Origin of the sequence: Peptostreptococcus russellii (genome assembly GCF_003012055.1) — a bacterium.
In the GTDB taxonomy this organism is placed as follows: Bacteria; Bacillota; Clostridia; order Peptostreptococcales; family Peptostreptococcaceae; genus Peptostreptococcus; species Peptostreptococcus russellii.
Genome location: NZ_JYGE01000006.1, coordinates 53,076 through 66,029, shown reverse-complemented (window position 1 = coordinate 66,029; position 12,954 = coordinate 53,076). Strand labels below are relative to the sequence as shown.

The following is a 12,954-nucleotide window of genomic DNA, read 5'->3' as shown; positions in this document are numbered from 1 at the left end:
TCATAATGTATATACCTTTATTGCATTAATAAATAAATTAAACTATATTTTATATTATCGAAAGAAATAATTTTTAGACAAGTTTTTTCAAGGTTTTTAGCCTACAATTCTATTATAAGTAAAGTAACTCAATAATGAAATTTTGTAAATATTCAGTCGCCAACTTGCAAAAAAAACCTAAAAGGACTAAAATTATATTTAATATAAAAATAAAAAGGGGGGTCTATATGAAAGTACTATTAGTAAATGGAAGTCCAAATGAAAATGGATGTACTTATACTGCACTATCAGAAATAAAAAACACATTAAAGAACAATGATATTGAATCGGAAATTTTATATCTTGGAAAATCAGCCCTTAATGATTGTATTGCTTGTGATAAATGTCGTGAAACTGGAAAGTGTATATTCAATGATATTGTAAACGAAACAGTAGCTAGATTAGATGAGTTTGATGGAATAATAGTGGGTTCTCCTGTATATTATGCTGGACCAACTGGAAGAGTTTGTTCCTTCTTAGATAGACTTTTCTACTCTGCCTCTGCCAAACTTCAATCAAAATTTGCAGCTTCAATAGTTTCCTGTCGACGTGGTGGAGCTAGCTCCAGCTTTGATAGATTAAACAAGTACTTCACTATCAACAATATGCCTCTTGTTCCATCTCAATACTGGAATAGCGTTCACGGAAACACTCCTGAGGAAGTAAAAAAAGACATTGAGGGTCTTCAAACTATGAGAACTCTTGCAAATAATATGGCTTACTTACTTAAAGCAAATAAGATAGCAAAAGAAAATGGTATATCAAAGTCAGATTATGAAGATCAAATTTATACTAACTTTATAAGATAGTTCTAGATTAAAGATAAGGGTATCTTAGATGCCCTTATCTTTTTTTAATTCTATTATTATTTTATTCACTATCACTCATATCACTTTACACTCATTATTACTTATTTTTGCAGATTATTTCCTTAGAAAAGCTGTTATATGTAGAATCTAAATAAGATTTATACTAACTTTATAGGGGCACTAATTTAATCATTTAGCAACTTTTTCCTATATTTTATCAAATTTTAATATGAATAAAATTTAAAAAAAAGAAAAGCGCATAAGCGCTTTTCCTAATATATAAAAGTTTTTGGTATTTTCAAATCAACAGTTAGATATTGAGTGAAATATTATTTTCATGTAGTCTTTAGAATCTTTTACATCCACTGTAAACTCATGAAAGTCTGATACCCTATCTAAATCTTTCAACATTTTATTTTGTAAATTATACTCTTTATTTATATTTTTAAATATCCCAGAAGAATCTCTTAGCCTAACCTCTCCCTCACACTCATTAACTGCATCAAAAAATGTATTTACATTATATATATTCAATTTAAACATTGCCTTACCTCCAAAGTAAACAACTATTCATACATATTTTGCAAAATATACTTCTCTTTATCAAGATTAATTAGAATAAATATCTTATCTCTATATATAATTATACTGTATCTTATTTTTTTAAAATATACTATTTCTGCCCAATAATATTACTTTTCTGCCAACTCTTTCTATATTCAACTGGACTACTTCCCATAAATTCCTTAAATACCTTTCCAAAATAGCTACTGCTACCCAGCCCACAACTATATCCTATATCACCAACATTAATATTGCTAGATCTAAGCATTTCACAAGCTTTTTGAAGTCTATAACTTTTCAAATACTCTTGAGGGCTAGTATTTAGATATTCTCTAAATGTTCTATAACAGTCTCTCTCACTTGTATATACTGCTTGAGCTATTTGTGAAACAGTCATTTTTTCTGTATAGTGATTGTGTATATATACCATCATTCCCTTAATTTTTTCACTAACCTTATCATTTTCAGCAATTTTTTTTCTTTCTTCTTTTGTAAATAGAAAAATTTCGCACCAAATTTCAGAAAGTATATTCCTTATTTTTAACTCATAAAAATCCTCTGTATCAAGATTAAATGAGTTTTTTATTTTTTCAATTATTATATTTTCTTTTATATTATCAGGAAAAAGAGCTACTATTTTTACTTGAGATGAAGTTAGTGGAGTCACATAATCCCTATATATCTTATTTCCCTGACTACCACTTATTAAACTTGGGTCAAATATATGTATTTTTTGTAGGGTTTCTTCATTTTTTCCATTTGCCTTAGTAGAATGTAGAACATTTGAGTTTACAAGACCTGCGCTACCTTTTGGAAAAGAAATTTCACCTTGAGGAGTATTGTATAATACCTCTCCACTTTCTACGTAAAATACTTCTACTTCTCCATGCCAGTGCCAAGGAACAGACTTAGACCTATAAGTATCTAACTCTACCATAGATGACATTAAGGGAAAGTCTTCCTTGATCTCTGACAAAAGCTGCTCTTTGTTGTTATTTTTAAACTCTATTGACTTATATGAATCCATCTAATCCCTCCCCTTCTATAACTCATATTCTAAGCTAGACTTCTTAATTTATGATTAATATTTTTTAAAAAGCATTTTTGATTTTTATATAATTTTTGATAGAATCAAAGTTAAATTACCTAATTTATAAATATTAATCTTTCTGGCAATAATTTTTCTTAAAAATAAAACTTTAAAATCCTAATTCATTAAAGACTCTAGTTAAAAATACTTTACTAAAATCATTCTTTTAAATTTTACTTTATTAAGCCATTAATTAGATCAATATACTCAAACTTAGGATAACTTTATCTTGAAAAGCATCAAAAAAGGACCTATAACTATAGGCCCCTTTTATTTTATTATCTCTTGTATTCAATTACTACTCTTCTGTAAGGATCATTTCCTTCACTATATGTGATTACATATCTATCATTTTGTAAAGCTGAATGTACAATTCTTCTCTCATATGGATTCATATAGTCAAGCTTTTTAGTTCTCTTAGTTCTAGCAACTTCTCTAGCTGCCTTATAGCAATATCTCTTTAGAGATTCTTCTCTCTTATTTCTATAGTTTTCAATATCTATAAATACTCTAGTATGAGAGTGCTTGTTTACCTTGTTTAGGGCAAGACCAGTTAAAAACTGTATTGCATCAAGAGTATCACCTCTTCTACCTATTAGGCAACTTGCCTCATCACCTTGAATATGAATCTTGATTAAATTATCCTCTAATCTAACATCCACATTCGCTTCAACATCAGAATTTTTAAGAAGTTCTTCTACAAATTCTTTTGCTATTTTCATTTCATCTTCTGTTGTTATGTTTACTTTATTTTCTAATTCCTTGTTATCAAGGTCTTCGTTTTCTTTTTTGTCATAAGATTCTACTTTATCGTTTTTTACGACTGTAGACTCTTCTTTCAATTCAGATTTTTTTTCTAGAAGTTCATAGCTTATCTCAAATAAACCATCTCTAGCACCTAATCCAAAAAATCCCTTATTAGGCTTTTCCTTTACTGTTACTTGAATACTTTCCTTATCTGCATTGGTAGATTTTAGTAGTTGTTCAACAGCTTCATCTGAATTCTTCGCATAAAATATTTTTGATTCCACTATTCTGCCTCCTACTTTTGCTTCTTTTTATTATCTTTCTTTTCCAACTGTCCCTTTGATCTCTTTTCTTTTTCAACTTCAAGTTTTGCTCTCAAAGGTTTTGTAATAATATAAAACTGTAAAATTGAGAACAAGTTACTTACTGTCCAATAAAGTGTAAGAGCGGCTGGGAAAATGAATCCCCAATAAAATGACATACCTGCCATTACCCAAGTCATTATCTTCATTGAACCTTGGAGCTGATCTTTTGGAGTCATTATCTTCTGCATAAAGAATGCACTCACACCAGAAAATACTGCTAATACATAGTCTGGCTTAATTAAATTCTTTATCCATAAGAAGTTCTGATTTGCAGCTAAAAATGCTGCTTTATCAGCAAAAACTCCATGAGATACTGGATCTTTAAACACATAGAAAAGACCAAATAATATAGGCATCTGTATAAGCAGTGGCAAACAACCTGCCAAAGGATTTATTTCTGATTCCTTATATAACTTTGATATCTCTTCATTTTGCTTTTCAGGCTTATTCTTATATTTTTCCTGAATTTCTTTAATCTTTGGGTTTATCTCGGACATGGCAAAAGTTGATTTTGTCTGTTTAACTGTTAGCGGTGTCAATATTAACTTTACAATTACTGTAAATATAATTACTGATAATCCATAGCTATGAGTAAACTCAAAAATACCTTTTAGTACCATTCCCAGAAAATCTGCTATAACTCCCATTTATTCCTCCTAATAATGTAGTATCTCAACTTTTGAGATGACCTTCTATTTTAGCGGGTCGTAACCTCCTGGGTGAAAAGGGTGACACTTAGATATTCTTTTAATTGTCAACCACAGTCCCTTTAGAAAGCCGTATTTCTTGAAAGCTTGAATAGAATACTGTGAGCAAGTTGGGTAAAACCTACAAGTAGGTCCCTTCAGTGGTGATATAAACTTTTGATAGAATCTAATTAGTGAAATAGATGCTTTTGATGCTAAATCACCAATCTTTTTAAATCCATTACATAATCTGTCCATAATTATTACCTCTTTGGCTTAGTTACCTTCTTCATTACTCCAGCTTTTCTTGTAATATACTTCATTGACTTTTCTATATCTTTATACTCAGAGTTTTGGCTATTTATTCTAGCAATAAATACTATATCATAACCCTCTTTAATATTTTCATCTATATTAAGTCTGTAGGCTTCCTTTATGTATCTTCTAATTCTATTTCTAACATTGGCCTTACCTACTTTTTTGGAAATAGATATACCTATTCTAGATTTATCTCTACCATTTTTATATGTGTATATTACCAAGTTTCTATCCGCCATAGATTTACCTCTCTGGTAAACCTTTCTAAAGTCGGAATCTTTTTTAATTCCGTCGGTGTTATTAAAATGCATAATAACCTCCATAATTTTCATTTTAATGATTTTACAAAAAAAACCACTCATTACAAGTGGCTTTTCATTATCATTAATTAAGCACAGGTAATTAACCTATTAGTGAGTTAATCTCTTTCTTCCCTTAGCTCTTCTTCTCTTTAAAACATTTTTTCCGTTAGAATTCTTCATTCTCTTTCTGAAACCATGTTCTCTTTTTCTCTGTCTTTTCTTTGGCTGATAAGTTCTTTTCATCCTTGAATTCTCCTTTCATCATTCTAATTGTAAACATAACACTATAATTATAATTACTTTTACCCTAAAAGTCAATTGATTTTTGACTTTTAACCGCTTTTTTGCAGACTATCTGGAATTTTTCTAGCAATTATAATTTATCTAGCTTAATCATATCAATTAAAGGTCTTTTATTCAAGATATAGCTCCACTCTTCTTATTTATATATTCAAGCATATAATCAATATTTTTCTATAATTTTCCTATTTATTTAAAAAGTTACTATACTAGTTTCAAGGATGCTTTTATAAATACGTTTGTTAATATTATTTAATACACAGCTCTGCCCTTCTTATTTATATAATCAGGCATCTATTTCTATCTATTATCAAAAACTATCCATATTTATTATTATTGAAGTTTCTATTATTTAAAACTTTTCAATTTCAAAATCGCCGCAGGCGATTTTGATCCTTAAAATTCACTATTCCTTTTTAGATGAAAAATTTTAGCTCAATCAAAAATTGGAAAAAATCCCCTATATTTTACTCTTTTATAATATCCAAAGTAAATTTTTATAAAAATATCAAGTTTTCCACATTTTACGGTTATTATAAAGAATCTACAAATGATATTATAAATTTATAAATAAAACTATCTACAGGTCAAAAAAAATTTGTGAAATTCCTAAATTTAAGAGGTTTTTTATTCATTATTCCTTAGCTAAAGTGTATAAATTGCTAAAATACCAGAAAAATGAATCCACAACCCCCTAAATATATGGATAAAATAAGGGTTTTTTTATTTTTTTTTTATAAAATTTTAAATCGATATACAGAAAAAAAAGGTCTATTTTTCCACAGGAGCTACAATATGTGGAAAACTTGCTCAAAAAACACAAAGTTATTCACAAACTGTGGATAACTTTGTGGACAAAAAAGTTGATTATAGATATATAATATATTTAGACTTAATTATAGATAGATTAGTACTGTTGATAACTTATATACATTTTACGCATTATTTATACACAGGGTGTTAATAACTCTGTTTTTTGTGACCCTAATAATTAGTTATCAACATAATTTATACACAATATAATCAACAATGCATAATAATACAAAGAATGGAGGTTTAGAATATGATGGATGCAAATAAGCTTTGGATATCGGCAAAGCAGAAACTTAAGGGTTCATTCCCTAAGTCATTTTTTGAAATTTATTTCAACGAAGAATCAATTCCCATCGCAATAAAAGATCATGTCTTTTACTTAAAAGGAAATATTAGAACAAAGGAGTTCTTTGAAAACCAAAAGAAGGATATTTTGCTAAATGCTTTTAGTGAGCTAGCTGCTAATATAAATGACGTGGTGGTAATGACTGATATAGAAGAAGAATTAGCATTTTTTGATACTATTGACAAGGAAAATGCCAAAAAAGATATAAAAAAGGACGAAAGAGCTAAGTTAATTAGCAAGGCTAGCAATATATCAAATGCTAATCTTAATCCTAAATATACATTTGATACTTTTGTTGTCGGACCAAGTAATAACATTGCAGTCGCTGCCTGCCAAAGGGTTGCTGGCTCTGATGATATTTTAAATGACAACCCACTATTTCTATATGGTGGCGTAGGTCTTGGTAAAACCCATCTAATGCATGCCATTGGACACGATGTTTTGGAAAGAGATCCTTCAAAAAAAGTGCTTTATGTTTCTTCAGAAACTTTTACAAATGAGCTTATAATGGCGATTAGAGAGAAGAAAAATGACGAATTTAGACATAAATATAGAAGTGTCGACTTATTTATGATAGATGACGTTCAGTTTATTGCAGGAAAAACATCTGTAGAGGAAGAACTTTTCCATACTTTTAATGATGTTTACGCAGCTGGAAAGAAAATTATTCTATCTAGTGATAGACCTCCAAGAGATATACCACATCTAAAAGATAGGTTGAAATCTAGATTTATATGCGGAATAATGGTGGATATTCAGGCTCCTGACTACAGTACAAGGATGGCAATACTTCAATCAAAGGCAGAAAATGATAATTTATATATACCAAAAGATGTTATAGAATATATAGCTGATAATGTAAAATCAAATATCAGGGAACTTGAAGGTGCCCTAAATAAGGTTATACTTTATGCTGATCTTTCTTCCAAAGAGTTAAATCTCGATACAGCGAAAGAAGCTCTAAAGGATATTTTGGTGTCTTATAAAACAAAAGAAATTAATGTATTAAGAATAAAAGAGATGGTTGCCGATGCTTATAATGTAACTGTCGATGATTTAAATTCTAAAAAAAGAACAAAAAACATTGCATTTCCAAGGCAGATAGCTATGTATATAGCAAGAAATTTACTTGATATTTCTCTTCCTAATATAGGTGATGAATTCGGTGGACGTGATCATACAACTGTAATGCACGCTATTAAAAAGGTTGAAGATGAAATGAGCAAGAGTGAAATAACCAAAGTAAAAATAGAAAAAATAGTATCAGATCTAAACGGATAGTTATCCACATAAAAACGGTTGAAAAGCTGTAGATTAAATGTGGACAAAAAAACAGCCCAAGTTATGCACAATTCATAAAGAAATTATACATATACTTATAACAATTTTTTACACAGCTTAAAGCACTGTGGATAAGTTACTTGAGTCGGTTTTTAACACTATCCACATATACTACTACTGTTACTACTACAAGTATTATATTATATATATTTATAGTAATTTTTTAATTATACACATAAATTAAAATAAGGAGGTTTATACACAATGAATATACTATGTAATCAAAAGAAATTAGCACAAGCTATAACAAATGCTCAAAAAGCTATTAATAATAAAACAAATATAGAACTTTTAAGAGGAATACTACTTACAGCTAAAGATAATGCCCTTATAGTTACTGGATATGATAATGAAATAAGCATAGAAACAACAATAGAAGCACAGGTAAATACTGAAGGAAGCATTGTTGTAAACTCAAGACTTATAGGAGATATCGTAAGAAAACTTCCAGATACATTTATTGCTATAGAAACTGATGCTGAATACAATGTTTTTATAAATTGTATTAACTCAAGATTCAAAATCAAAGGAATTGCTGCCGATGAATTCCCTAGACAGGATGAATTTTCAATGGATAGTATGGTTAAGTTCAGTCAAGGTGAAATGAAAAATATGATAAAGCAAACAGTATTTGCAACAGCTACAGAGCCTATAAACCCTACTCTAGCAGGAGAATTATTTGAAATAAACTCTGAATATGTAAATATGGTTGCGGTAGATGGTTATAGATTGGCCGTAAGAAAATCTAAGGTAGAAAATACTGTAGAAAATCCTATAAATGCGATTATTCCAGGTGTTACATTAAATCATTTAAATAGCTTACTTGTAGAAGAAGGCGACTTTTTTATAGGTTTAGATGAAAAAAATATAATATTTAAGCTTGATAATACAAGAATAGTTGCTAGATTGATTGAAGGAAACTTTACTAAATACGAAAATCTTTTACCAAAAGAATATATTACAAAAATTGAAGTTGAAACTAGAAAGCTTCAAAATTCAATAGAGAGAGCTGCTCTACTCTTTACAAGTGGTAAAAATAACATGATAAAAATATCAATAAATGATAAGTTGATGGCCATTACTTCAAATAATGAGAATGGAAATGCTTATGAAGAATTAGAGATTGATTTTGAAGGTGAAAGCCTTGAAATAGCATTTAATTCAAGATATTTCTTAGAGGGAATTAAAAATATAGACAGTGATCGTATTTCTATAGAATTTGGTGGATCTGTCAATCCTTGTGTTATAAAACCTGTTTCTGGTCTGGAATATATATATTTATTACTTCCAGTTAGACTAAGTAACTAATTTTTTAATTTTTGATTTTATTTTTTTTATAAATTGAGAAAATGACATTGATAAAAAAATAACCTCGATATACCTTCCGACAAGATAGATGCACTCTTTTTGTTAAATATATTAAATAAATAAAATACCCGATACGCTTTGACTACCAAAGTAATGGTTTTTATTATTTTATCTAAAATAAATAGAAAAGTATTTTTAAATTTAAGCGAGCTTGGATAATTAAAAATATAAAAAATAAATATTCGAAGTGAAAAATAGATATATGTAGCTATTTATAAAAATTGGATGTAGGAAATTTGATGTAAAAAACTTAAAAAGCCTTATAAAAGCCTAAAAATAGTCAAATAATAGATATTTTTGGGCTTTTTTATAGTAATTAAACTGAGCAAAAATATTTAAAGGTCTGTGAGAGCCTCTCACAGACCTTTATTTCGTTTAAAGCTTATTTTAAAGATATTTTTCAAAAATGGCCACTTATGGTATAATATAATAGATGCAATATGCATAGAAGGTATTTTAAGTAGTAAAATTAAATTAAGGTAAGTATTTGACTAAAAAAGAGGTAGGATAATGGATAATATAAGAATCGATTCTGATTTTATTAAGCTAGATCAATTTTTAAAATTAGCAGATATAGCCATGTCAGGTGGAGAAGCCAAATTAATGGTTATGAGTGAAGAAGTAAAAGTAAACGGAGAAGTATGTACTCAGAGAGGTAAAAAGCTGAGATCAGGGGATATTGTAGAATATCAAAATCATAAGGTATCCGTTAAGTAAAATAATTTTAAGACAGATAATAAAGTTGTAACTATATGATTATGACTTTATTATTCTAGCTTAATGGCAAATATTAATAGTAAAAAGGTTACATAATTAGTAAAAGTAGGTGTTAGTTTGTATGTAAATAGCTTAAAATTAGTGAATTATAGAAACTATGAAAGTTTACTAATTGAATTTAATAAAAATATAAATTTAATACTAGGAAAAAATGGTCAAGGTAAAACAAATATAGTTGAATCTCTTACACTTATGTCTATTGGCAAGTCTTTTAGGACTAATAGGGATAAGGAGTTAATTAGATTTGGCAGTGAAAATCTATATACGGCTTGTTTATTTACCAGAAATGGAATAGATAAAAAGATAGAGATAATGATTACCAAGGACAAAAAAGGAATAAAGATAAACGGAGTATCTATAAAGTCAATTCAGGAATTACTCGGTAATTTAAATGTTGTAGTTTTTTCACCAGAGGATTTAAGGCTTATAAAAGATGGGCCTAAGGAGAGACGTAATTTTATAGATAAAGAGATAAGTCAAATAATGCCAAGATACTACAATCTTCTAACTAGTTATAATAAAGTGATAAATCAAAGAAATAGATTATTAAAATCACAGAGGGTAGACAGTAATTTACTAGACGTCTATGATCAGGGTCTGGTAAATTTTGGGGGAGAAATATACTCAATTAGGACGAAATTTATAGATAAACTATCTGATATTTCAAATAAACTTCATAAGGATTTGACTTCAGATAAGGAAAATTTAACTATAAAATATAAAAATCAATTAGGTATAGATCAGAAAAGCACTCTGGAAGATATAAGAAAAAAAATGTTAGAAAAGCTCGAAGAAAGCAGGCAACAAGATCTATTAAATAGAAATACCAAAGTCGGACCACATAAGGATGATTTGGCTATTTTTATAAATGATGTAGATGTTAGGCTGTATGGTTCACAGGGACAGCAGAGAACGGCGTCAATTTCTTTGAAGTTATCAGAAATAGAGTTAATAAAAAGGGAGTTAGGTGACTACCCAATTCTGATCTTAGATGATGTCTTTAGTGAGTTGGATCAGAATAGACAAAAAATGCTAGTTGAAAAACTAGGAGATATACAGATGTTTGTCACATCTGCAGATCCTCTTCATAAAAATATACTCAGTCAAAGTAATTATTCTGTGTTTTATATTGAAGAAGGTCAGCTTGTGAAGATTGAAAATGGAGGTAATTAAATGTCAAATAACGAGTATGGTGCAGATCAAATACAGGTCTTAGAAGGCTTAGAAGCTGTTAGAAAAAGACCTGGTATGTATATAGGAACTACTGGACCGAAAGGACTACACCACTTAGTATATGAAGTGGTAGATAATAGTATAGATGAGGCACTTGCTGGAAATTGTTCAGAAATATATATTTCCTTAAATAATGATGATAGTGTAACTGTAAGAGATGATGGTAGAGGTATACCAGTAGAAGTTCATCCGAAAACTGGTCTTTCAACTCTAGAAACAGTACTAACAGTCCTTCATGCTGGAGGAAAATTCGGTGGCGGAGGCTACAAGGTATCAGGAGGACTTCATGGAGTTGGTGTATCAGTAGTCAATGCCTTAAGTGAATGGCTAGTAGCGGAAGTAACAAGAGATGGTAAGGTATATAGACAGGAATACAAAAAAGGTAGAGCAGTAAGCAAAATAGAGGCAGTTAGAGATGCAACTATAGAAAGTGGTACAGCAATTACATTTATGCCAGATAAGGGCATATTTGATGAAACAGTATTTAACTATGAAACTTTGGAATATAGATTTAGAGAATTATCTTTTTTGAATAAAGTAATAAAGATTACATTTGAAGATAAAAGAGAAGGACATGAAAAGGTAAAGACATTCCACTATACAGGTGGGTTGGTTGAATATATAAAGTATTTAAACAGAACTAAAACAACTCTACATGATCAAATTATATATATTGATAAATTGGCAAAGGGATGCACTATAGAGCTAGCTCTACAATATACTGATTCATATTCAGAAAATATTTATTCATTTGCAAACAATATAAATACTCATGAAGGTGGAGTCCATCTTTCAGGATTTAAAACAGCTCTTACAAAGGTTGTAAATGATTATGCTAGAAGAAATAATTACTTAAAGGAAAAAGATGTAAACCTAACTGGTGAAGATATAAGAGAAGGTATTACAGGAATTGTATCTGTAAAACTTCCTGAACCACAGTTTGAAGGTCAGACTAAGACAAAGTTAGGTAATACCTTCATGAGAGGATTAGTTGAAAGTATTACAAACGAAGAGGTAGGGGCATTCTTAGAAGAAAATCCTACAGTAGCTAAAATAATACTAGACAAGTGCTTAAGAGCACAAAGAGCAAGAGAAGCAGCTAAAAAAGCAAGAGAATTAACTAGAAGAAAGAGTGTCTTAGATATGACATCTCTTCCAGGTAAGCTTGCGGATTGTTCAGAAAAATCTCCTGCTAAGAGTGAAATTTTCCTAGTCGAAGGTGATTCTGCCGGTGGATCTGCAAAAGCTGGTAGAGATAGAAATACTCAGGCTATACTTCCTCTTAGAGGTAAGATATTAAATGTTGAAAAATCTAGATTGGACAAGGTTTTATCATCAGAAGAAATAAAAAATATGATCACAGCATTTGGTTGTGGTATAGGTGAAGACTTTGATGAATCAAAGCTTAGATATCATAAGATTATTATTATGACCGATGCCGATGTCGATGGTGCTCATATAAGAACACTACTTCTTACATTCTTCTTTAGGTATATGAGACCTTTGATAGAAGAAGGGTATGTATATGCGGCTCAACCACCACTATATAAAATCAAAAAATCAAAGAAGGATCACTATGCCTTTTCAGATATTGAACTAAGTGATACTCTAGATGAAATAGGTAGAACTGGTGCAGAAGTATCTCGTTACAAAGGTCTTGGTGAGATGAATGCAGAGCAGCTATGGGAAACTACTATGGACCCTGAATCAAGAACACTTCTTCAGGTCAAAATAGAAGATGCAATAGTTGCTGATGAAGTATTTTCAATGCTTATGGGAGATAAAGTTGCTCCTAGAAGAGAGTTTATAGAAGAAAATGCAAAATATGTTAGAAATTTGGATATATAGGAGGTTGG

General features: G+C 29.6%; 13 protein-coding genes. 6 read left to right on the top strand and 7 right to left on the bottom strand.

What is annotated here, in order from left to right; genetic code table 11:
• Positions 1-227: 227 nt before the first annotated feature.
• On the top strand, positions 228-848 hold the full coding sequence (locus UF10_RS07100; RefSeq protein ID WP_106777089.1) for a flavodoxin family protein: 621 nt from the start codon (positions 228-230) through the stop codon (positions 846-848).
• A gap of 303 nt (positions 849-1,151) precedes the next feature.
• On the opposite strand, the gene UF10_RS07095 is transcribed toward UF10_RS07100, so the two are convergent.
• From UF10_RS07095 to rpmH, 7 genes are all read right to left on the bottom strand, one after another.
• Entirely contained in the window at positions 1,152-1,391 is a 240-nt protein-coding gene (locus tag UF10_RS07095; RefSeq protein WP_106777088.1) for a hypothetical protein, read from the bottom strand.
• A gap of 130 nt (positions 1,392-1,521) precedes the next feature.
• Complete coding sequence (locus tag UF10_RS07090) at positions 1,522-2,439, bottom strand: AraC family transcriptional regulator (RefSeq protein WP_106777087.1); 918 nt, start codon at positions 2,437-2,439, stop codon at positions 1,522-1,524.
• A gap of 341 nt (positions 2,440-2,780) precedes the next feature.
• On the bottom strand, positions 2,781-3,533 hold the full coding sequence (jag, locus tag UF10_RS07085) for an RNA-binding cell elongation regulator Jag/EloR (protein WP_106777086.1): 753 nt from the start codon (positions 3,531-3,533) through the stop codon (positions 2,781-2,783).
• An 11-nt stretch (positions 3,534-3,544) separates the two neighbouring features.
• Positions 3,545-4,261, bottom strand: coding sequence for a YidC/Oxa1 family membrane protein insertase (locus tag UF10_RS07080; protein ID WP_106777085.1), 717 nt, complete (start codon positions 4,259-4,261; stop codon positions 3,545-3,547).
• Between the two features lie 45 nt (positions 4,262-4,306).
• Positions 4,307-4,558, bottom strand: a complete 252-nt coding sequence (yidD, locus tag UF10_RS07075; protein ID WP_106777084.1) for a membrane protein insertion efficiency factor YidD — start codon at positions 4,556-4,558, stop codon at positions 4,307-4,309.
• A gap of 5 nt (positions 4,559-4,563) precedes the next feature.
• Positions 4,564-4,929, bottom strand: a complete 366-nt coding sequence (gene rnpA, locus UF10_RS07070) for a ribonuclease P protein component (RefSeq protein ID WP_106777083.1) — start codon at positions 4,927-4,929, stop codon at positions 4,564-4,566.
• A gap of 99 nt (positions 4,930-5,028) precedes the next feature.
• Positions 5,029-5,163, bottom strand: a complete 135-nt coding sequence (gene rpmH, locus UF10_RS07065) for a 50S ribosomal protein L34 (RefSeq protein WP_106777082.1) — start codon at positions 5,161-5,163, stop codon at positions 5,029-5,031.
• Positions 5,164-6,286: 1,123 nt separating this feature from the next.
• Here rpmH and dnaA point away from each other — a divergent pair.
• The 5 genes from dnaA to gyrB all read left to right on the top strand — a co-directional run bounded on the left by dnaA (position 6,287) and on the right by gyrB (position 12,946).
• Complete coding sequence (dnaA, locus tag UF10_RS07060) at positions 6,287-7,660, top strand: chromosomal replication initiator protein DnaA (protein ID WP_106777255.1); 1,374 nt, start codon at positions 6,287-6,289, stop codon at positions 7,658-7,660.
• A 264-nt stretch (positions 7,661-7,924) separates the two neighbouring features.
• Positions 7,925-9,028, top strand: a complete 1,104-nt coding sequence (dnaN, locus tag UF10_RS07055) for a DNA polymerase III subunit beta (protein ID WP_106777081.1) — start codon at positions 7,925-7,927, stop codon at positions 9,026-9,028.
• Between the two features lie 570 nt (positions 9,029-9,598).
• Positions 9,599-9,805: an RNA-binding S4 domain-containing protein gene (locus UF10_RS07050; protein WP_106777080.1), complete on the top strand. Its 207-nt coding sequence runs from the start codon at positions 9,599-9,601 to the stop codon at positions 9,803-9,805.
• A gap of 117 nt (positions 9,806-9,922) precedes the next feature.
• The gene (recF, locus tag UF10_RS07045) at positions 9,923-11,038 is read left to right on the top strand and encodes a DNA replication/repair protein RecF (RefSeq protein WP_106777079.1); all 1,116 of its coding nucleotides are present in this window, start codon (positions 9,923-9,925) and stop codon (positions 11,036-11,038) included.
• Positions 11,039-12,946 carry a DNA topoisomerase (ATP-hydrolyzing) subunit B gene (gene gyrB, locus UF10_RS07040; RefSeq protein WP_106777078.1) on the top strand — a complete coding sequence of 636 codons (1,908 nt, stop codon included), beginning with the start codon at positions 11,039-11,041 and terminating at the stop codon, positions 12,944-12,946.
• Positions 12,947-12,954 lie beyond the last annotated feature (8 nt).